This is a genomic window from uncultured Corynebacterium sp., assembly GCF_946998835.1.
GTDB lineage: Bacteria > Actinomycetota > Actinomycetes > Mycobacteriales > Mycobacteriaceae > Corynebacterium.
Genome location: NZ_CAMQAZ010000005.1, coordinates 72,789 through 93,748, shown reverse-complemented (window position 1 = coordinate 93,748; position 20,960 = coordinate 72,789). Strand labels below are relative to the sequence as shown.

Sequence of the window (20,960 nt, the reverse complement as noted above, 5' to 3'; positions counted from 1 at the left end):
GACGAGGTCGTTCGCACGTTTGCTCTGACCGTCTGCGTTGACATCTTTCGGGTCAGCCGTTGGCATCGGTGGAGGGCTTAAAACTCTGGCGTGATGATGTCACCGGTGCGTCCGAAATGGCCTGTGCTACCGGAATTGTCGGCGCGGACATGGAGGCGCTGGTTTCGGGATTGGTCTCTGGCGGCAACTGGATTTCAAACCAGTAGAAACCGTGGCCAGGAAGCGTGATCTGGTAGGAATCGGTGCCAATCGTGGGGAAAGGCACTGAACCGGTCAGCTCCACTGGTGTGGCGCCGGCGAATTCGGAAAGATCCAGCGAGACGGCTGCGGGGTAGGAAGACAGGTTGTTGACGCACAGCAGCACTTCATTGCCGTATGTGCGCAGATAGGTCAGAACAGAGGCGGTGTCGCTGTTTAGCTCTCGGAAGTCGCCGAGACCAAAAGCCTCATAGCGCTTGCGGACCTGAATTAGTCGACGCACCCAATTCAACAGGGAGTTGGAGTAGCTCGCCTGGTTTTCGACATTGACCGCCTGATAGCCATAGGTCGCATCCTGAATGGTCGGCAGATAGAGCCGGCCTGGATCTGCCTTGGAGAATCCGGCGTTGCGGTCGGGGGACCACTGCATTGGTGTGCGCACGCCATCGCGGTCGCCGAGCCAGATGTTATCGCCCATACCGATTTCGTCACCGTAGTAGAGCACCGGTGAACCAGGCAGGGACAGCAGCAGGGCGTTGAAAAGCTCAAGCTGAGTGCGGTCATTTTGCAGCAACGGCGCTAGACGACGGCGAATGCCGATATTGGCCTTCATCCGTGGATCGTGCGCATATTCGGCATACATGTAGTCGCGCTCGGCATCGGTGACCATTTCCAACGTCAGCTCGTCGTGGTTGCGCAGGAAGATGCCCCACTGAGCCGAAGACGGAATCTCTGGTGTGGACTCCAGGATTTCCGAGATAGGGAAGCGGGACTGTTTGCGCACGGCCATGAAGATGCGTGGCATGAGTGGGAAGTGGAAAGCCATGTGGCATTCGTCGCCGCCGACCTCCGGGTCTCCGAAGTATTCCACGACATCGGAAGGCCACTGGTTGGCCTCTGCCAACAGGACGCGGCCCGGGTATTCCTCGTCCATGACCTTGCGGCAGCGCTTCAAAAACGCGTGGGTTTCAGGCAGGTTCTCGCAGTTAGTGCCTTCGCGCTCGAAGAGGTAGGGAACAGCGTCGAGGCGGAAACCGTCAATGCCGAGGTCGGACCAGAAGCGCAGTACATCGAGCATCGCTTCCTGGACCGCCGGATTGTCGTAGTTCAAATCCGGCTGGTGGGAGAAGAAACGGTGCCAGTAGTACTGGCCGCGCACCGGGTCGTAGGTCCAGTTGGAGTCCTCAGTGTCCACGAAGATAATGCGTGCGCCCGAGTAGGTGTCCGGGTCATCGGTCCAGACATAAAAATCGCCGTAAGGGCCATCCGGGTCAGTACGCGACTGCTGGAACCATTCATGGCTATCGGAGGTGTGGTTCATTACCAGGTCGGTAATAACGCGGATACCGCGCGCATGGGCCTCGTCGAGAAGCTCCTTGAAATCCTCGACCGTGCCAAACTCGTCGAGCACGGCGCGGAAGTCGCGGATATCGTAACCACCGTCGCGCAGTGGGGAGTCGTAAAAAGGTGGCAGCCAGAGGCAGTCAACACCGAGCCATTGCAGATAGTCGAGCTTTTCCGTCAACCCTTTGAGGTCACCGGAGCCGTTGTTGTCAGAGTCAAAGAAGGCTCGGACGAGCACTTCATAGAACACCGCACTGCGGTACCACTCGTAATCTTCCTTGGCGATAGTCATGCACTCCAGCGTAATGACTATGCCACTAGCCTGCAGCGAGAGTTTTCCTGCGAGATCCAGTATGGCCGCGCGAGGCGGCCATACTGGGAGGCCTCATTAAAACAGCCTTTTAAACAGCCTTGTGTTCCTGAATTAACGCGGCGAGCTGGTACGCATCTGCTAGCTCCAATTCCGTTGCCACCGGTGTGACAGTTCCTGGGACCATGTCGATTCGCACGTTTGCCACTCCCGCCGCTTTCTTCAGCGGAGAAATGGTTAGCGTATGCCCCTGAATACGCTGCCAGGGAACAATGAACTGCGTGTGCCAGAATCGCTGTTTCGTCACCAACAGGCCTCGCCGCGTGGCAGTGACCTTCTGGAACTTCCAGTCAATGGGGCTGAGCCACCATGCCGAACGTGGAGTCTGCCAAGAGCCCAACAGGTCATCGGCCGCTGCCGGTCCCGCAATCTCAGTCATCAGGTAATCGACAATCGAGTCCGTCTCCGTCGTCGGCGCCACGGGCACCAGTGTGCTATTTGATTGCGTACTGTCCAGGCCATAACCCGCCACCGAGACATCTGCGCGGGACCACTTCCACGGGCGCCACCACAGCGGCTGCACCACTTTAATGCCATGAATGCGATCAATCGGAACAGTCTGAGCACGTGTCGACAACAGCCCGGCGGTAATCGCCAGGCGCCTGCTTTCCGACGACACCTTCAGCGTGAAATCCCACGACTGATTTAGCACCCCGAAAAGGCCGACAGCGAAACTGCCAATCACAATCAAAGTAGTGATGGTTACTCCGCTGAGGATTTCCACAATGAAGTCGGTGAACAGCGCAGAGACAACGGCGAGGAGGACAAGTGCTATGCCAACGAGAAGTCCGGGACCAATGGCCGTAGATGCGACCAGTCGTCCGACATCGACGGGGCCAAAGATAGTTTTTGCGTCAGGCATGCGGGAGGACACGTGAGCGCCGGAGTCTTTGGGCGCGGTGGAGCTGTCGCCGTCGTAAAGCGAATGTGCCAGCTCGGTGTCCAGCTTTTCTACCTCGCCCAACACGTCAGCGCGGAACTTCTCGCACTGCTTGGGAGTGAGATACTTGATTGTGAAATGTGAATTGGTGCCGCCGGCCGTTTCAATGACAATTTCGGCGAGACCGAAAATGCGCGCCAACAACGGTTGGTTGATATCCACCGCTTGCACGCGGTCGAGCCGTGCCGCGCGACGAGAACGCAACAGCCAGCCTGAGCCGTAGCGGACTTCCTCGTCGGTGAGCTCGTAGAACGTATAACGCCAGGACAGCCATGAGAAAAAGGCAATCAGTCCAATAATTATGGCGACCGCGCCGGTACCGATAAGTAGGCCAAGCCATGCCCAGTCGTAGAGCTGAGTCACGACCGCAACGGCCAGTTGCCACTGATTCGCAACTGCGAATGCAGTCACCGCAGCGATGGTGGTGAAGCTTTTGAGGAGTGGGGATAGTGGATGAACTCTATGCCTCATTTAGAGACCCGCCATCCGGTCATGGGCACGCTGAGATAGACGTGCGCGCAGGGCAAGAGCTTCCTCGCGTGGCAAACCGTGGATGGCCGCATCCGAGCTCGCCGATGCTGTATTGAGCTTCAATGTCGCCAACCCAAATAGCCGGAGGAGAGGCCCTTCATCAATATCGATGAACTGAATCCGTCCGTAAGGAACGACGGTGACCGAGCGCCACCAGCGCCCGGACGCAACAATGAAGTCGTTGTCGCCTTCGAGGTATCGGTGGGCACGAACTCTACGGCCGATGAGCCAGTAGATATATGCGAAGTAGAGCACGCAGGCGAGGACTCCCAACCACATCCACGGAGTCCACGCCACTGCGGCTACGGCAGCTGCAACCGTGATGACCAGTAGGGGAGCGGCGTGCCCGATTCGCTTTACCTTTGCTAGCGCTGGGTCGACTGGCTGCAGCGCAGAGTTTTCGGGGGCTAGTAAATCAAGTGGTTCCATGGTTGACAGTTAAACACAATTGGTAAAGCTTGCGCCCAACCTGGTGCTTCGGTAAGAACGGTGGCTATGGACCGCAGGAAACTCATTGCAGTACTCATCACGCTAATTACCATTTTGGTCTGCGTGGAGATTTACCAGTACATCCAGACCCTGCCAGCCTAAAGTTGCTGAGCTCATTCGTTGTGTAAAACACGCAGCGCTCGCCTTATGCGCCTTATGCGCCAAAAAGCTGGCGCGGAGCCGCCCATGCATCAATGGCGATTCCCTCGACGGCCTGCCCGTCAGCGCCGGCAAAGGTCGTCACTTGCCGGCCATCGTTGTAGCGCGGCATATTTGAGGTGCCCTCGCGGATGAACTCGACAGCCACTTGGTGAAACGGGTGGTTAGGTTCTTTCACACCGAAGAATCGCGCGATCTCGATGCAATGGGGAGCACCTCTGGTTCGGCCAGCGGGTGCGTACCCCAGCCCTTCTCCCGGTTCGAACTGTGCTGCCCACACATCCAGCCCAGCTGCCACTGATCGTTCGGCGACTTTCACAACATAGGAACGAATCGCTGAGTCGGAAATGACGTTTCCCATCGGGTGCTCGGCATATGCGCTGGTCGGAAACTCGCCGTGGCCGTGATGGCCTTTCGCGTAGCGCCGGGCCATCCACTCCCGCATGGGCAGCTTGTCCATCGCCACGACTGGCGGCTCCGAGAAGAACTCCTCGCTAGTTGCGGTCACCATCGTGGGAAGTGTGGGAGAGAAACTAGCAAAGCGGGGCCCGACTGCTGGATCTGAAGGAGAAGCCGCAGACACCAGTTTCTGGGCCCGGGCGACCTTGCGTTCGTCGGCACGTGAGAAAACTTCGGTGGATGGCGCACGTCCCACACCGATACCAGCGAGTGTGCGGCGCAGGCGCGAGCCAGACAGCAGCGAAAAGGCCGGCGACATGGCAATGATGCGGTGGATGTGTCCGCGTGTGCGTTCATCGGTAGCGAGCGTGAGTGCCAGTGCCGCCCCCGCCGACTGTCCGGAAATGGTGACATTGTCGATATCGCCGCCGAAGGCAGGCGCATTACGACGAGCCCACTGCAACCCCAGGTAGAGGTCATCTAGGGCCCGGTAGTTTTCCACCTGACTATCGCGCCAGAATCCCTCCAGTCCCTTGCGGTAGCCCAGTGAAATGGTGACGATGCCAGCCTGCGCAAAGGCCGACGCATCGGTCCACGGCTCGGAAGGGTGTCCAAATTCGTAACGGCCGCCGTGAATCCACAGCAACACAGGATGGGGAGCATCCGCCAGCTCAGCCGGTGCGGTGATAGTGAGGACCAATTCGCGGTCGGGCTCACAGCGCCGAGTGCCCGACCGAGGGCCATCGGCCACCGGCATCGACGTAGCGAACGGAGCGGCATCTGCGTAGTCGATGTTGAAGACGTGCATCACGCCATCGCGAACACGGCCGGTCAGCTGTCCGCAGGGCGCGGAAATCGTTATTTCGGTCATGGCGGAAAACGCCTCCTCGTCACGGTTGGTCCTGCCAGAAGGTCGGGGAGTCTGCTGTAGGCGGTAGGTACACCCCGAGGGTTTTCCGAGCACGCTACAGTTGAATTCACTATGACCAATGATGCACGAAACCCACTGCTGACACCGTCGGAATTGTTCTGCGAATTGCCGGATTTTGCGGAAATCGATGACAGTCACGTCCGCGAGGCCTTTAGTGAAGCAATGCGCAACCATGCGCGCGAGATTGACGCCATCGCCACGTCGTCGGAGGCACCGACCTTTGTGAACACCATCGAGGCGATGGAAAAGGCGGGCCAGGATTTGGACCGCGTCGCGGCTTACTTCTTCAACGTTGCAGGCACGGATGCCACCGATGTCCGCATGGAAATTGAAGCCGAGATTGCCCCGCAGCTTTCGGCGCATCTGGACAAGATTCGCATGCGCAGTGACCTGTGGCAGCGCATCAACGCCATCGACAGCGTCGACGATGCCACCAACCCGGAAGAGGCACAGCGACTGCTGAAGAAGGTTCGCGAGGACTTCCAACGCGCCGGTGCGGATCTTGGCGATGAAGACAAGGCCGAGCTCAGCCGCATCAACTCCCGCCTGTCCGAGCTGTCCACCGCCTTCGGTGAAAACCTGCTGAAGGACACCGTCGCCCGTGCTGTGGAAATCTACGACCGCGAGGAGCTCGCCGGGCTTTCCGACGACGCCATTGCCTCCTTCGCCGCCTACGCGAAAAAGGCAGACACCGATGCACCGTGGCTGATTCCGCTCGACCTGCCATCAACTCCCGCGCAGCTCGCTGACCTGCATAATCCCGCAACTCGTGCCAAGCTGTACGAAGCCTCGCTGGGGCGCGCGGGCGCTGACTCCGGCACATTCGACAACTCCGACATCGTGCTGGAAATGGCGCGCCTGCGGGCCCGGCGCGCCAAACTGCTGGGCTATGACACGCATGCGGATTACGTCATCGCGAAGGAGACGGCCACCACCGCCGACGCTGCGCGCAAACTCATCGCAGACCTGGCACCAGCTGCCGTCGCCAACGCAGAGGGCGAGTATAAGCGGGTCGCAGATATGGCCGGCGATGAGGCGGTTAACGGCGCTGATTGGCCGTACTGGGAGCGCCGTCGTAAAGCGGAAGAATTCGCGGTCGACACAGAGGAACTCAAGAACTACTTCGAGCTGCACCGCGTCATCGAAGATGGCGTATTCTACGCTGCGCGCAAGCTCTACGGCATCGAGGTAGTCAAGCGCGATGACCTGCAGGGATACGCGCTGGGCACGACCGTGTGGGAGGTGCGCCAGGGTGGCGGCGAGACCATCGGCCTGATTATCACGGACTACTTCTCACGTCCGACCAAGCGCGGTGGCGCGTGGATGAGTTCGTTTAGAGACCAGTCGCGTCTGCTGGGGCGCCTGCCGGTTGTGGTCAATGTGATGAACATTGCCGAAACCGAGCCGGGAACCCCGGTGCTGCTGACACTCGACGAGGTCACCACCGCATTCCACGAGTTCGGGCACGCCCTTCACGGTCTGCTTTCCGACGTCACATACCCGACCTTCTCGGGCACCAACGTCCCGCGCGACTTCGTGGAGTTCCCCTCACAGATCAACGAGAACTGGGCTCTCGAGCCGTCTATTCTGGCCAACTACGCTGTCCACGTTCGCACTGGTGAGTCGATTCCGGCGGAGCTGGTCGAGTCGGTGAAGAAGGCCCGCACCGCTGGTGAGGGGTTCGCAACGGTCGAATACCTCGCGGCGTGCGCTATCGATTTGGCGTGGCACAGCCTCACCGAGGAGGAAGCGGCGAAGGTCACTGACGTTGACGCTTTTGAAGCAGAAGCACTTGCTGAGCTCGGTCTCGACATCCCGCACCTGGCTCCGCGCTACCGCTCCCGCTATTTCAACCACATCTTCGCCGGCGGTTACTCGGCGGGCTACTACTCCTACCTGTGGGCAGAGGTTCTCGATGCCGATGGCTTTGGATGGTTCACCGACAACGGAGGCGCCACGATCCGCGGCGGCAGCCACTTCCGCGAGGAGATTCTCTCCCGCGGTGGCGCCATCGATTTCATGGCCGCCTACCGCGCCTTCCGAGGCCGCGACAAGGATATTCAGCCACTCCTCGAACGTCGCGGTCTGTTGGGCGCCGATGCCTAGCTTCGCGTTTCGCGGATTTGCGCTTGACGACGAGCACCGCGACCACCGCCCGCTAGTTATTCCGGTATCCGGCAGGGTAGGTTGACAACCATGGCAGAAGTATTCGACAGGGTAGGGCAGTGGCTGATTCAGTTGCCACTGCTTGCGCAGGTCAGCGTGCTATGCGCAGTTCTGCTGGTGGTCGGAGGGGTGGTCGCCTTCGTCCTGGTCGGCGCTATCGATGTTGTCAGTGGCCGCCTGTGGCAGTGGTCGTCGCGCTGGCAGGAACGTTCGCGGGAGCCGCGGGTGCGCCGGCAGGAGCCCTCGCGGGTGCGTGGAAAAGCGGACAGCGACGGGTAAGCGCGGCGTAGCACTGGTAGCCCCGTACGTGTCGGAAGTCCGCCTCTGACTTAAGGTATGTCTTAAAGTATTAGGAAATTTGCCCAACGGGCTAAAGTTGGGTCGTCCACACATATTTCGCAGTCGTAGTAGGGAGCTGAGTTAGCATGCATCGGTCGAGGCACTCAAAGGTCCTACTTGCCTTAATCGTTTTGCTTCTTCTCATTCTCATTGCTGGCGCAGTCACTGATTTCCAGTTCTAAGTTCGGCGTCAGTACTAAGTTCGGTTTCAGTACTGGGACCTGACCCAACACGCCGCGCCTACATGGTCAGCACCTAATAGCCCGCCTTATAGCCCGCACTTTTGCTCACCGAGAGAGCCCCCAGTCGTGTTGGCTTTCGAGGGTTAATAGTTAAAAGTGTGTCTGCCCGGCGAGTCTCGGGGTGGGAACCTTTCGCTTCTTTCCCCCCCCCAAAAAAAAGCGAGTTAGTGAGTGCGTTTATAGCTGGCGGTGGTGGGTCGATGCTGGTTAGTGACCTCGCTAATGTCAGCGACGGTGGGCCAAATCGAGTTAGTGACCCCGCTTATAGCAAAATGGCCTGAACCTACTGCCTGAAAGTGCTATAAAGTCACACAGTTTCACATGTGCAGCCCATAATTTTTGGGGTTGTCAGGTTTGGGGTTGTCAGTTTTGCTACTTAACGCCGGATTGTGGAGCAGTTCACTACCGCAGTTGGGGGTACATCGCCATCTGACGGTTCCTTTGGTGGTGGTGCCGTTTTTCTTCATCTGGCCTGCGCATCTGGGGGCATCGGGGTCTGTTATGAGTTGCGTGGAAAGCTCACCTACATGCGGCTAGTACATGCGTGTATCATTCCGGTGGATTGAATGAAAAATGGGCTTATATAAGGAACGGCATCTTATATAAGCCCATATAAGCCCGATTTCGGTGAGCAATTACGCCAGTTCGAGAGCAAACCAATTAGCGCCTGAAGCCCGAAAAACGAGGAAGGTCCTCCACAAGCACGGCCTTGCCTTCGGCATCTGTCAGCGGGATACACCAGTTCGGGTACTGATCGTGGGTCGTGCCCGGCTGATTCTGAGTACGACGATCGCCAACCATGTCCACCAGCGCCGCGCACTTTAGTGCAGAAGGAGTCTGGTCAAGGAAGTTGTGCAGACCTGTGACCAGGGCATCAATCGGTGGCAGGTTGTTGCGGGTCAGAGCATCGACATCCATGTCTGCTGCTGCGGTGCCAGCAAAGCACCCGTTATTCTTGGCGGCGCGCAACACCTTGCGAACCCACTCGAAATCTCGGCGGTCTTCCTCCGTGACATCGGAAAGGAAGAGTCCCAGACGCTCCCTCAGTTTGATGTGCTCGCCTGCGAGGTAGCCCGCTGTCGGCGGCAAATCGTGCGTAGTGACAGAAGATAGGCACAGTTGGCGATATGCGTTCGGAGGCTTGGGATGGTCGCCTTCGGACTCGAACCACACGATCGAGGTACCCATAACTCCCCGCGAAGCGAGGTAGTCCTGCACCCACGGCTCGAAAGTGCCAAGGTCTTCGCCTACGACGACGGCACCGGCGAGCTCGGCCTCTAGCGCGAGGATGCCAACCATTGCCTCGTGGTCGAAGTACAGGTAGGTGCCGTTGACAGGCGACTCCATCCGCGGCATGACCCAGAGTCGGAACAAGCCCAGAATGTGATCAACACGGATACCTCCGGAGTGGCGGAGGATTGTGCGCAGCATGTCGCGCCATGGACGGTAACCGGCCTCAGCGAGCTTGTGGGGGTTCCACGGCGGCTGCGACCAGTCCTGGCCACGCGGGTTAAAACCATCCGGTGGGGCACCAACCGAGATGGCTGGAGCGAGCCAGTCGGCGAGGTTCTTCGCATCCGAACCGCCGGGGTGCACGCCGACGGCGAGGTCAGCCATGATGCCGATGCGCATACCCGCATCCAACGCGGCCTCTTGTGCCTGGCCGAGCTGCTGATCGAGAATCCACTGCACCCAGAGGTGGAAGTGGAAGATTTCCTCCCGTAGCGACTCGACGCTGGCATGGTTGCCCAGCGGTGGCACCAACTCGATACCGTCGTTGACACCGGTTTTGCGGGCAGCAGTGCGGTCGGCCAGCTCACGCTCGGTGCACCACTGCGCGTAGTCGTAAATACCTCGGCCCTCGGCCTCCAGCCAGCGGTCAAACTCCGCCTGGCGGGCGCTTGACAGCGGAATCTTGTGAATTGCACGCAAAACCTTGAGCTTTGCAGCGTAGATGGGGTTGCGGTCAATCTCATCCGGGCTGCGATTGAGCTGGTGGAAAGAAGCTGCCAACGCGCGAGCTTCATCGGCCTCGTCCTTGTCCAGGTACCCAAACTCGTCGATAAGCTCTGGGCGAGCGTAGAGCGGGTTGACGTAGCGGCGCGTGGTGGGCAGGTACGGCGAGTCTTCCACCGGAGGTAGAGGCTCCGCGGCGTGCAATGGATTAATGAGAACGAAGTCGGAGCCCGCATGCTGAGCGCTGACCTGAGCTAAGTCGCCGAGAGTAGCGAAATCGCCGATACCCCAGCTGCGGCTGGAACGCACCGAGTACAGCTGCGCCATGATTCCATGTGCTGGATTTTGTACATACTTGTCCGCAGTGGAGAGACGGTTCGGCGTTACGGCTAGATCGCACTCAGCGACATTGTCACCATTGACCGCCCGTAAACGATGCCAACCGAGCGGCAAATCCTCTGGAATCGCGAAAGCAGCTTCGCCCATCAGCACATCGCCGACTTGGCGCGGCGGCACCAAGTGATGGACCTGAGCACAGGGCCATTCGGCGCCGTCCGCCAATTTCACAGTCACGCCGACATTGCTGCCGTCTGGAACATGAACCAGAACTCGGTGGAAGTTGCCCCGGCGTGAGACAACGACGGGTGGGAGAAGTCGAGACCACTGCTTATCTGCCCACACACGACGCGCCTCGTTGATGTCGGCATCGCTGGGATTTGAGCCTAAATCAATGTCGAGAGCAGCGAGGGTCTTCAGCACCGTCTCACGGGAGACGTGCACTAGTTGTCCCTCGGTGGAGTAGTAGGAAACACCAACACCGACATCTTTGGCTAGGTCGGCGAGTGGAGAGGAAAGGGGAGGATTGGAAGCTGCCTGTGTCACCCTTTCCATCATGCCACTTTAGAAAAACTTTGCCAGAAGTAAGACAAATCACTTCGTTGCCGAAATATTTACCGAAATCACAACGGTGCCGGGTTTCATGTTCTAAGTTGATTTCTAACGAAACTAACGACGGTCAGAACTACCGAAAGTAGGGGTTTGTAACTCGATGCGTGAATATACTACTGAGGCGAAATACGTCATCGGCGAGAATGAAACGATCATTACCTCGCTGCAGGAGCTGGTGCAAAAGCGCCCGAAGCTGGTGCTTTTCACCCGTCCGAAGAACTTTGAGTGGGTAAATGTCACCGCTCAGGAGTTTTATGACGAGGCAAAGGGAGTTGCCAAGGGTCTTATTGCCAACGGTGTTCAGCCGGGCGACCGCGTGGCGCTGCTCAGTGAGACTCGCTACGAGTGGAACCTGATCAATACCGCTATCTGGATGGCTGGCGCTGCTGTTGTCCCCATTTACGGCTCCTCTTCCTCTGGCCAGATCCGTTGGATTATTGAAAACTCTGGTGCGGTTTTCGCATTCACCGAGTCGCGTGAGCACACCGACCGCATGAAGCCGCTGCTGGTCGAAAAGGGTACCGAGAACCCTGAGGGTGAGTCCCAGCTGCGTCGCGTCTTGGAGATTAACGCTTCCGCTACCGACACCATTAGCTACGAAGGCCGCGACATTGACGGCGACGAGGTCGAGCGTCGCATCAAGGACACCAAGGCCGACGACCTGGCAACCGTAATTTACACCTCCGGTACCACTGGCCGTCCGAAGGGGTGCGTGCTCCTGCACAGCAACTGGCTGGCGGAGGCCCGCGCCATCCTCACCAACGAGATTGGTCTGATTGCCCGTCCGGGTAACCGCATTCTGACCTTCCTACCGCTGGCACACGTCCTGGCACACGCAGTGTCCCTGGCTTCGATTATCGCCGGTGCTACCCAGTCTCACTGGGCTGATACCAAGACCGTCACCCTGGAATTCCAGCGTTCTCGCCCGCACCTGATTCTCGGTGTGCCGCGCGTGTTTGAGAAGGTCCGCGACTCCGCCTACGCCTCCGCGAAGGAGAAGGGCGCATTTGGTCAGGCTATGTTCGAGCGTGCAGAAGCCACTGCCATTGAGTACTCCAAGGCACTGGATACTCCGGCAGGTCCGTCGCGCGTACTGAAGCTGCGTCGCCAGCTTTACGATCGCCTGCTGTTTGCTAAGATTCGCGCAGCTATGGGTGACGCGGTGCAGTACACCATTTCCGGTGGTTCGGCTCTGTCCTCTGACCTCGGCCACTTCTTCCGTGGTCTCGGTGTGCCTGTCTACGAAGGCTACGGTCTGACCGAGTCCACGGCTGCCATCACTGTGAACAACCCGAGCGAGCAAATCATTGGTACCGTTGGTCGTCCGGTAGGTGGCTGCTCCGCCGCCATCAATGACGATGGTGAAGTTCTGCTGCGTGGTCCGGTTGTATTCGACCGCTACTGGAAGAACGAAGAGGCAACCAAGGATGCCTTCATCGACGGTGAGTGGTTCAAGACTGGTGACCTCGGTGAGCTGACCGAGGAAGGCCACCTGAAGATCACCGGCCGCAAGAAGGACCTCATCGTCACCGCCGGCGGTAAGAACGTCGCACCGGGCCCGATGGAAGACCGCATGCGTGCGCATCCACTGGTGTCCCAGGCAGTTGTCATTGGCGATGGTCGTCCGTTCGTCTCCGTGCTGGTCACCCTTGATGAGGAGGCACTGGAGAAGTGGAAGATTGAGCACTCTGTTTCCGAGCACACCTCGATTCGTGAGCTCGCTGCCTCCAGTGCGGTTCTGCGCGCCGAGATTCAGGATGCCGTCAACTCCGCTAACGAGCTGGTTTCGCATGCAGAGGCCATTAAGAAGTTCCACATCCTGGACCGCGACTTCACTGAGGAAAGCGGCGAGCTGACCCCGACTATGAAGGTCAAGCGCAATATTGTCATGGACAACTACTCGCGTGACATTGAGGCCCTCTACCAGCGCTAATACGCTATTGGCCCGCTGTCGGTAGAAAACGGCAGCGTGTTGTTACCGGGCTAGCGCCCCTCACCCCATTAAGGTGAGGGGCGCTAGAAATTTTTAAGGAGTTTTCAGCTTTCGGAAACGCCGAAATTCGCCGAAATTCGCCGGAGCTTTCCGGTATTCGCCAATGTTTGGCGGTGTTCGTCGATGTTCGAAAGCTGAAAAACAGCAATGATGTCACCGAGATCAAAGATGTCGTGGGAGGGCGGGCAATGATTAACCACTTCGATGCTCGGCTACGCCTGCGCGAAGTGACCCAAGAGCTCTACGACATCGGTGACGAAGTTGCCGAACACATCGAGCACCTCGCTCAGGCGGTCGCCGATGTGGACCGTGAGCTAGTTGACGAATGCGTCCTCGAGCTCGCTGACATCGTCGATGAGGCTGTCGAAGACTGCCGCCCCCTGATTGGTGAACTCGATGGGCTGCGTCAAGCTTTCACCTCCGGTATTCGCTCGGGGCGCATCGGTACGCTGTCCTCCGGTTCGGCGCTACGTCAGCATCCACATCCGACACCGAAGTCGCCGGACGTGCAGTCGCTATCGCTAATTCCGGCACCGCTGAGGCATCCCGTCGCGGTCCCGACAGTAACGCAGGCAATGATTGCTCGTTCCGATGCCGTGGCCTCCTACCTGGAAGAACTCGCCGACTGGGTCTCTGCAGAGAACATCCGAGGCGTGGAAAATCTCGGCAGTGTCGTGCTTACGCAGCTCTACGCGCAGTCCGGTCGCCGCGCGCTGTCGGCTGCCGCCGCTTGGTGTGTCGCAGTTCCTGAGACCCATCCGGCTGTCGCCAATGCGCTGCGCGGCCGTAGGCCCCCTGAGTTTCTCATGGAGCGCGCCCGCATCGATGAAATTGTCCGCCGCGTCAAGCAACGTCGAGCCAAGGAGCATGCGTGAGCGAAGCCTCCGCACACACCGATTCCTTCGGTGTCTACTTACACGTCCCCTTCTGCGCCACCCGCTGTGGCTACTGTGATTTCAACACGTACACGCCAGGGCAGCTGGGCAGTGGCGCAACACAGGGGGATTACCTCGATGCCATTGTGGCTGAGCTCGAGATGGCCGTCGTAAAGCACCCCGAACTCGCGCGGGGCGCCGACACGGTCTTTATCGGCGGTGGCACGCCGTCGATGTTGGGGGCGAGCGGTCTTCGCCGTCTGCTCGACGGTGTGCGCAACAGCTTTGGGCTTGCCGACGATGCCGAGGTCACCACCGAGTCGAATCCCGAGTCGACCTCCCCGGAGTTTTTCGACGGCCTGGCCGAGGCGGGGTTTACCCGGGTGAGCTTGGGCATGCAGTCGGCGGTGCCGCATGTGCTGGCCACGCTGGATCGCACGCACACACCGGGGCGTCCTGCTGCAGCGGTAGCGGAGGCACGCGCGGCCGGTTTTGAGCACATCAACCTCGACGTCATTTACGGCACGCCGGGGGAGTCGATGACCGATCTCGATACGACGTTGGAGGCCGTCCTGGCCACCGATGTCGATCATGTTTCGGCGTACTCGCTCATTGTTGAGCCCGGTACCGCGATGGCGCGCAAGGTGCGTCGCGGGGAGCTGCCCATGCCTGACGACGACGATCTCGCCGACCGCTACGAGCGCATCGATGCCGCCCTGAGTCAGGCCGGTTTCTCCTGGTACGAGGTGTCCAACTGGGCGAAACCGGGCGGCCAGTGTCGCCACAATATGCTCTACTGGCGCGATGGCAATTGGTGGGGTGCGGGCCCCGGTGCGCATTCGCATCTGGATGGCACGAGGTTTTACAACGTCAAGCATCCGGCTCGCTACGCGGCGACTATTTCCGGCGGTGAGTTGCCGATTAAGGACTCAGAGGAGCTGACCGCCGAAGATCGGCACACTGAGAAAATCATGCTGGGCCTGCGCCTGGCCGAGGGCATTGATGCCAATCTGCTCGGCGAGGATGAGCTGGGGAAGGCACGTCGGCAAGCGGAAGCGGGCATGGTGGAGTTTGTTTCCGGTGATGGTGGCCAGCGGATTCAGCTGACAAATCGCGGTCGTTTGCTGGCCGACGCAATAATTGTTGACATCCTTAGTTAAACTATCCGCATGTCATCTCAGACGGATAAGCGCAGGCAGGAAGTTCTTCGGGCAATTGTCTCGGATTACGTAGCCTCCCAGGAGCCCGTCGGCTCGAAGGCTCTGGTGGAGCGCCACAATCTGGGCGTGTCCTCGGCGACCATCAGGAATGACATGGCGGTGCTGGAGGCCGAGGGCTATATCCAGCAGGAGCATGCATCGTCGGGGCGTATCCCGACTGAGAAGGGCTACCGCCTTTTTGTGGACAGCCTTTCGCAAATTAAGCCCCTGTCTCGGGCGGAGCGTCGCGCCATTTTGGAGTTCCTCGAAGGCGGCGTCGATCTGGAGGACGTCCTGCGCCGCAGTGTGCAGCTGCTCGCTCAGCTAACCCGTCAGGTTGCGGTGGTGCAGGTGCCGACGTTGGAGGTCTCCCGCGTCCGTCACTGCGAGGTCGTCCAGCTCGCTGATGCGCGGCTGCTGCTGGTGGTCATCACCGATACCGGGCGCGTGGAGCAGCGGAATGTTGAGTTGCCCGCGCCGATGGATCCCGATCTGGTGCCGCTGCTGCGCGAACATTTCAACCGCGCGATGTCGGGGCACACGCTTGCCGACGCGTCGATTGCGATTTCCGACCTTGCGGCCAACGCCCCGCGCGATCTGCGGGATGTAATCATCCGCTGCTCGACTGTGCTGGTGGAGTCGCTCATTGAAAAGCCGAATGACAGGCTCATCCTGGCCGGAGCGTCGAACTTGACCCGTGGTAATATGGCCGGTCGCTTGCCTTCTACGTTGCCCATGGTTCTCGAGGCTCTCGAGGAACAGGTGGTCGTGCTGAAACTGCTGTCAGCGGCGCAGGACTTGCACCACGTTCGCGTTTCCATCGGTGAGGAAAACGAGGACGAGGAGCTGCGCGCTACCTCAGTGGTTTCAACTGGCTACGGCACCGGCACCGAAATTTTGGGTGGTATGGGAGTAGTTGGCCCCACGTTTATGGATTATCCGGGAACAATTTCCTCGGTTGCTGCTGTTGCACAGTACGTTGGCCGGGTATTGAAAGGAAGTAGCTAAAGTTGGCACGCGACTATTACGGCATCCTCGGAGTGGAGAAGGACGCTACGGACGCTGAGATTAAGAAGGCGTACCGAAAGCTGGCGCTCAAGTACCACCCAGACCGTAATCCGGGTGATGAAGAAGCTGCAGAGAAGTTCCGTGAGGCCTCTGAGGCGAACGAGGTCCTGCTGGATCCTGAGAAGCGCCGGATTGTGGACATGGGAGGTGACCCTCTCGATCCGCAGGGTGGCATGCCAGGCGGTGGCTTCGGCGGTTTCGGTGGCGGCGGAGTCGGCGATATCTTCGAGGCGTTCTTCGGAGGTGCCAGCGGCACGCGTCAGCGTCGCTCGCGCGTACAGCCAGGTGCAGATGCGCTGCTGCGTATTTCTCTTGGCCTCGATGAGGCTTTCACCGGTGTCCGCAAGCCAATCACAGTGGACACCGCGGTGCTGTGTGACCAGTGTGAGGGAACCGGTTCGAAGTCGAAGGCCAAGCCGAAGGTGTGTACCAGCTGTGAGGGCACCGGCGAGATTCAGCAGGTCCAGCGTTCCTTCCTGGGCAATGTGATGACCTCGCGGCCGTGCCCGAGCTGTGAGGGCACCGGCGAGATTATTCCGGATCCGTGCACCAACTGTGGTGGTGACGGCCGCGTGCGTGCTCGCCGTGACCTGACGGTGAATGTTCCGGCAGGTATCTCTGATGGCATGCGTATTCGCATGGCTGGTCAGGGGGAGGTCGGCCCTGGCGGTGGTCCGGCTGGTGACCTCTATGTCGAGGTCGCCATGGATCCGCACCCCGTATTCGAGCGTGAGGGCGATGACCTGCACTTTAACGTCCAGGTGCCCATGGTTGATGCCGCACTTGGCACTGAGTTCGAGGTCGAGGACCTGCTGGGTAAGCCGATGACCATCAAGGTCGATTCGGGAACTCAGCCGGCAGAGCAGATTCGCCTGTCTGGCAAGGGCATGCCGCATCTGCGCGGCGAGGGCAACGGTGACGTGGTCGCACATGTCGATGTCACGGTGCCGACGAAACTGGACCGCAAGTCCCGTGAATTGCTAGAGAAGCTGCGCGATCACCGCGATGACGATGCCAAGGTGTCAAATTCCAGTGAGCGGCACGGTTTCTTCTCCCGTTTCCGCCGACGTTAAACACGCCCTCCCGTAGCCCTCCCCCCAGTGAGTGTGAAGCACGCATGAGTTTGCCCGTATTCCTCGGTGATTTCACCGAGCTGCCACGCCCGGAGGAGATTATTCGAGTTCTCGGGCCGGAGGCGAAGCACATCAGCGTCCGCAGGTTGAAGGAGGGCTCCGAGATCCTCCTGGCCAATGGTGCGGATTTGGTGGCGAGGGCACAGCTCATGCACGTAGATCCGCGTGAAGTCCATGTTCGCGTGGTCGCTGCCGAAAAACGCGCACGGCCAAAGCCACATGTCACCGTGGTGCAGGCGCTGCCGAAGTCGGATCGTGCTGAGCTCGCTGTCGACTTGATGACCGAGGCCGGGGTTGATGAGATTGTCCCGTGGGCGGCATTGAACTGCGTGGCTCGCTGGCAGGGGACCGCGAAGGTCACCAAGGCCCGCGCTAAGTGGCAGTCGGCTGCGCGCGAGGCTGCCAAGCAGGCTCGCCGTGCATGGATTCCGCCGGTCGCGGATCTGCACAGCTCCGCCGATATTGAGCAGCTCATCCGGGATACCGTGGCCGACGGTGGCATGGTGGCGGTTCTGCACGAGGAGGAAACGACACCGTTCGTGGACTTTGCCGCACAGGCAGCAATTGCCGACCGGGCAATCTTCATTGTCGGCCCGGAAGGGGGAGTCAGCCCTGGGGAACTCGAGGCCTTCCGTGCCGCTGGTGCGAGCTCGGTAGTGCTCGGCCCGACGGTTCTGCGCAGCGCCCTGGCTGGAGCTGCCGCTCTCAGCGCGCTGGGGCCGCTGACGAAGCGGTGGGGCGGCACACCTGCGAGTGGTCAGTAGGATAGACGCATAATGACAAAGTATTCAGTAGCTGCTCGTACCACCGCTGTGGTCGAACTCGATGACAACGTCGCGCCGATTGTGGTCGGTCACGCGGATCAGAATCTCCGTCTGTTGGAATCCTTACTGGCAGCGGATATCCATGTCCGCGGCGGGGTTGTGACAATCAAGGGCTCCCCGGCTGATGTCTCATTGGCCGCCCGCGCGTTCAAGGAGCTGGAGGCAATGGCTCGGCGTGGCCATGAGCTCTCCCCGGAGTCGGTGCGGCACGCGGTGGGCATTGTCGATCGCGGTGAGAAATCCGCCAGCGAGGTACTCGGTGGCGGGATTGTGACGCACCGCGGCAAGACCGTGCGTCCTAAGACTGAGGGGCAGAAGAACTACGTCGATGCCATCGACCGCTACAACGTGGTTTTCGGCATCGGCCCCGCCGGTACTGGTAAGACCTTCCTGGCCATGGCTAAGGCCGTTGCTGCGCTGAAGAATAAGCAGGTAGAGCGTATTATTCTGACTCGACCGGCGGTGGAAGCCGGTGAGAACCTGGGCTTCCTACCAGGCACCCTGCACGAAAAGATCGACCCCTACCTTCGGCCGCTGCACGATGCGATGCGCGAAATGCTGGAACCGGACCTGATTCCTAAGTTGATGGAAACCGGGGTAGTGGAGGTTGCACCGTTGGCATACATGCGCGGTCGTACTTTGAACAATGCGTTCATCATTCTCGATGAGGCACAGAACACTACTCCGGCACAGATGAAGATGTTCCTCACTCGTCTGGGATTCGGTTCGAAGATGGTCATCACAGGTGATGCCAGCCAGGTCGACCTGCCCCGCGGACAGAAGTCTGGCCTGGCCGTCGCACGCGAGGTGTTGCGTGGTGTGCCGGGAATTGCGTTTCCCGCCCTCGTCGCCGCCGACGTCGTGCGCAACCCCCTGGTCACCGCAATTGTCGAGGCCTACGATGACTACGATGCCTATAACGAGGGCATTGAGCAGGGCGCCGAGTCCTCACGCAAGCGACAGTCCGCCACAAAGTGATAAAGGACGCTGAATTTACATGAGCATTGAAGTTTTCAACGAGTCCGGTCAGGGCGTCAATGAAGAGTCGCTTATCGACGTAGCCCGTTATGCGCTAGGCCGCCTGGACGTGCATCCGGCAGCTGAACTGAGCATTCACATTGTCGACTTGAAGACGATTGAGGACCTCCACGTGCGCTGGCTGGATCTGCCGGGGCCCACGGATGTGATGAGTTTCCCGATGGATGAGCTCACTCCCGGCTCAGGCCGCCCTGACGCGGCCAGCCCGGGTCCTGCCATGCTCGGCGACATCGTGTTGTGCCCCGAGTTTGCCGCGGGCCAGGCCGAGCGCGCAGGTCACCCACTGAGCCACGAGCTAGTTCTGCTCACTGTGCACGGCGTGCTGCACCTACTCGGCTATGACCACGTCACGGCCGAGGAAGAGCGCCAGATGTTCTCCTTGCAGAATGGGCTGTTGGCGGACTGGTACGACGACATCGATCGTCGTGGCGTGAGCTTTTCCGAAAAGCCAATTAACCCCAACGCGTTCCCGGAGCGTTCTAACGAGCGATGATCACTTTGGTAATTGTCGCCGTCGTGGCGATGATCTGCGCTGGCGGACTCAACACAGTGGAGACTGCGGTCTCAGGCATCTCGCGTGCGCGCGTCGCAGAGCTGCAACGCGACGAAGTCGCGGGTGCTAATGCGCTGCTCAAGGTTGTAGAAAACCGTGCCCGGCACGTCAATGTGCTGGTGATTTTGCGGACACTGTGCGAATCCATCGGTGCAGTCACACTTGCAGCTGTCTGCTTGAAGTTCTTCGAGCCGGAGAGCTGGGCCATTGCGGCTGCCGTGGCGTTGCTGGCTCTGTTCACCTTCCTGGTTCTCGGTGTGTTTTCCCGCACAATGGGTCGAAAGAACCCGTACTCGATTTCGCTGGCCACCGCGGTCATCTTGAGTTTTATGGCCAAGGTGCTGGGTCCGCTGGAAAAGCTGCTGATTTGGTTCGGTAACATCATCACCCCTGGCGGTGGCTTCCGCGATGGTCCGTTTGCCACTGAAGTCGAGCTGCGCGAGATGGTCGATATCGCCCAGGAGCGCGGTATTGTGGAACACGATGAGCGCCGCATGATTCAGTCGGTGTTCGATCTCGCAGAGACGTCGGCACGCGTTGTTATGGTTCCGCGCCCGGAGATGGTGTGGATTGAGGCTGATAAGCACTGCGGTCAGGCCGTGGCGCTGTGCGTGAAGTCGGGGCACTCGCGGCTGCCGGTAATTGGTGAAAGCGTCGAGGATATCGTCGGCGTCATTTACTTGAAGGACATTGTCCAGGAGACCTACTCGCGTACCGACGGCGGCCGCGGTGTCAGCGTCTCCGAGGTCATGCGTGACTGCGTTTTCGTGCCGGACTCCAAACCTCTGGATGACCTGCTCGATGAGATGCAGCGCAGCCGCAACCACATCGCCATTCTCATTGATGAGTACGGTTCTGTCGCCGGCCTGATTTCCATCGAGGACATTCTTGAGGAAATCGTCGGTGAAATTGCTGACGAGTACGACGAGGCCGAGCAGGCGCCCATCGAACCGCTGGGCAATGCCTCTTACCGCGTGCAGGCGCGCCTCAGCTTGGGCGAGCTCATAGAGCTTTACGACGAGGCCCACGGGCGCGAACTCGTCTTCGATGATGAGGTCACCGATGAGGTGGATACAGTCTCTGGTCTATTGGCCTATGCACTTGGACGTGTGCCATTGCCGGGTTCGTACGTAGAATATGCGGGACTGAAGTTTACCGCCGAGGGCTCCCGTGACCGTCGTGGTCGTATGCGGGTACGCACTGTGGTGGTGGAGCCGACTGCGGAGTTCTACTCCGAGGAAGAAGATACTGATGGGCAATCTTGA

General features: G+C 59.5%; 16 protein-coding genes. 11 read left to right on the top strand and 5 right to left on the bottom strand.

Translation table 11 applies throughout. The features are described from left to right. Nucleotides 1–52 precede the first annotated feature (52 nt). The 4 genes from treS to Q0U90_RS02875 all read right to left on the bottom strand — a co-directional run bounded on the left by treS (nucleotide 53) and on the right by Q0U90_RS02875 (nucleotide 5,301). The gene (treS, locus tag Q0U90_RS02890) at nucleotides 53–1,834 is read right to left on the bottom strand and encodes a maltose alpha-D-glucosyltransferase (protein ID WP_297451480.1); all 1,782 of its coding nucleotides are present in this window, start codon (nucleotides 1,832–1,834) and stop codon (nucleotides 53–55) included. 109 nt (nucleotides 1,835–1,943) lie between these two features. Continuing rightward, on the bottom strand, nucleotides 1,944–3,263 hold the full coding sequence (locus tag Q0U90_RS02885; RefSeq protein WP_297451477.1) for a PH domain-containing protein: 1,320 nt from the start codon (nucleotides 3,261–3,263) through the stop codon (nucleotides 1,944–1,946). A gap of 60 nt (nucleotides 3,264–3,323) precedes the next feature. Continuing rightward, nucleotides 3,324–3,812 carry a PH domain-containing protein gene (locus Q0U90_RS02880; protein WP_297451474.1) on the bottom strand — a complete coding sequence of 163 codons (489 nt, stop codon included), beginning with the start codon at nucleotides 3,810–3,812 and terminating at the stop codon, nucleotides 3,324–3,326. Between the two features lie 214 nt (nucleotides 3,813–4,026). Next, nucleotides 4,027–5,301, bottom strand: a complete 1,275-nt coding sequence (locus Q0U90_RS02875) for a carboxylesterase family protein (RefSeq protein ID WP_297451471.1) — start codon at nucleotides 5,299–5,301, stop codon at nucleotides 4,027–4,029. Between the two features lie 111 nt (nucleotides 5,302–5,412). Between Q0U90_RS02875 and Q0U90_RS02870 the strand changes: the two genes are divergently transcribed. Beyond that, complete coding sequence (locus Q0U90_RS02870; RefSeq protein ID WP_297451468.1) at nucleotides 5,413–7,467, top strand: M3 family metallopeptidase; 2,055 nt, start codon at nucleotides 5,413–5,415, stop codon at nucleotides 7,465–7,467. A gap of 90 nt (nucleotides 7,468–7,557) precedes the next feature. Next, nucleotides 7,558–7,806 carry a hypothetical protein gene (locus Q0U90_RS02865; RefSeq protein ID WP_297451465.1) on the top strand — a complete coding sequence of 83 codons (249 nt, stop codon included), beginning with the start codon at nucleotides 7,558–7,560 and terminating at the stop codon, nucleotides 7,804–7,806. 962 nt (nucleotides 7,807–8,768) lie between these two features. On the opposite strand, the gene malQ is transcribed toward Q0U90_RS02865, so the two are convergent. Continuing rightward, nucleotides 8,769–10,958, bottom strand: coding sequence for a 4-alpha-glucanotransferase (gene malQ / locus Q0U90_RS02860; protein WP_297451462.1), 2,190 nt, complete (start codon nucleotides 10,956–10,958; stop codon nucleotides 8,769–8,771). Between the two features lie 154 nt (nucleotides 10,959–11,112). Here malQ and Q0U90_RS02855 point away from each other — a divergent pair, with 154 nt between their 5' ends. From Q0U90_RS02855 to Q0U90_RS02815, 9 genes are all read left to right on the top strand, one after another. Beyond that, on the top strand, nucleotides 11,113–12,945 hold the full coding sequence (locus Q0U90_RS02855; protein ID WP_297451459.1) for a long-chain fatty acid--CoA ligase: 1,833 nt from the start codon (nucleotides 11,113–11,115) through the stop codon (nucleotides 12,943–12,945). 173 nt (nucleotides 12,946–13,118) lie between these two features. Next, nucleotides 13,119–13,880, top strand: coding sequence for a hypothetical protein (locus tag Q0U90_RS02850; RefSeq protein ID WP_297451457.1), 762 nt, complete (start codon nucleotides 13,119–13,121; stop codon nucleotides 13,878–13,880). Then, nucleotides 13,877–15,040 (top strand): radical SAM family heme chaperone HemW, encoded by a 1,164-nt coding sequence (gene hemW, locus Q0U90_RS02845; protein WP_297451454.1) that lies wholly within the window; start codon nucleotides 13,877–13,879, stop codon nucleotides 15,038–15,040. The genes Q0U90_RS02850 and hemW overlap by 4 nt, the downstream gene beginning before the upstream one ends. Nucleotides 15,041–15,049: 9 nt before the next feature. Further along, the gene (hrcA, locus tag Q0U90_RS02840) at nucleotides 15,050–16,087 is read left to right on the top strand and encodes a heat-inducible transcriptional repressor HrcA (protein WP_070834038.1); all 1,038 of its coding nucleotides are present in this window, start codon (nucleotides 15,050–15,052) and stop codon (nucleotides 16,085–16,087) included. Between the two features lie 2 nt (nucleotides 16,088–16,089). Then, a complete protein-coding gene (gene dnaJ, locus Q0U90_RS02835; protein ID WP_297451447.1) occupies nucleotides 16,090–17,220 on the top strand; it encodes a molecular chaperone DnaJ in 1,131 nt (376 codons plus the stop codon). Nucleotides 17,221–17,264: 44 nt separating this feature from the next. After that, complete coding sequence (locus Q0U90_RS02830) at nucleotides 17,265–18,044, top strand: 16S rRNA (uracil(1498)-N(3))-methyltransferase (RefSeq protein ID WP_297451444.1); 780 nt, start codon at nucleotides 17,265–17,267, stop codon at nucleotides 18,042–18,044. A 12-nt stretch (nucleotides 18,045–18,056) separates the two neighbouring features. After that, nucleotides 18,057–19,082 (top strand): PhoH family protein, encoded by a 1,026-nt coding sequence (locus Q0U90_RS02825; protein ID WP_297451441.1) that lies wholly within the window; start codon nucleotides 18,057–18,059, stop codon nucleotides 19,080–19,082. A gap of 19 nt (nucleotides 19,083–19,101) precedes the next feature. Further along, entirely contained in the window at nucleotides 19,102–19,635 is a 534-nt protein-coding gene (gene ybeY, locus Q0U90_RS02820; RefSeq protein ID WP_005511056.1) for an rRNA maturation RNase YbeY, read from the top strand. Next, nucleotides 19,632–20,960, top strand: coding sequence for a hemolysin family protein (locus Q0U90_RS02815; RefSeq protein ID WP_297451426.1), 1,329 nt, complete (start codon nucleotides 19,632–19,634; stop codon nucleotides 20,958–20,960). Before ybeY ends, Q0U90_RS02815 begins: the two co-directional genes overlap by 4 nt.

Bases quoted from the DNA above. Each gene is read 5' to 3' on its own strand.
- treS (WP_297451480.1), bottom strand. From the start codon at position 1,834: ATGACTATCGCCAAGGAAGATTACGAGTGGTACCGCAGTGCGGTGTTC.
- Q0U90_RS02880 (WP_297451474.1), bottom strand. From the start codon at position 3,812: ATGGAACCACTTGATTTACTAGCCCCCGAAAACTCTGCGCTGCAGCCA.
- Q0U90_RS02875 (WP_297451471.1), bottom strand. From the start codon at position 5,301: ATGACCGAAATAACGATTTCCGCGCCCTGCGGACAGCTGACCGGCCGT.
- Q0U90_RS02870 (WP_297451468.1), top strand. From the start codon at position 5,413: ATGACCAATGATGCACGAAACCCACTGCTGACACCGTCGGAATTGTTC.
- Q0U90_RS02865 (WP_297451465.1), top strand. From the start codon at position 7,558: ATGGCAGAAGTATTCGACAGGGTAGGGCAGTGGCTGATTCAGTTGCCA.
- malQ (WP_297451462.1), bottom strand. From the start codon at position 10,958: ATGATGGAAAGGGTGACACAGGCAGCTTCCAATCCTCCCCTTTCCTCT.
- Q0U90_RS02855 (WP_297451459.1), top strand. From the start codon at position 11,113: ATGCGTGAATATACTACTGAGGCGAAATACGTCATCGGCGAGAATGAA.
- hrcA (WP_070834038.1), top strand. From the start codon at position 15,050: ATGTCATCTCAGACGGATAAGCGCAGGCAGGAAGTTCTTCGGGCAATT.
- Q0U90_RS02830 (WP_297451444.1), top strand. From the start codon at position 17,265: ATGAGTTTGCCCGTATTCCTCGGTGATTTCACCGAGCTGCCACGCCCG.
- Q0U90_RS02825 (WP_297451441.1), top strand. From the start codon at position 18,057: ATGACAAAGTATTCAGTAGCTGCTCGTACCACCGCTGTGGTCGAACTC.
- ybeY (WP_005511056.1), top strand. From the start codon at position 19,102: ATGAGCATTGAAGTTTTCAACGAGTCCGGTCAGGGCGTCAATGAAGAG.
- Q0U90_RS02815 (WP_297451426.1), top strand. From the start codon at position 19,632: ATGATCACTTTGGTAATTGTCGCCGTCGTGGCGATGATCTGCGCTGGC.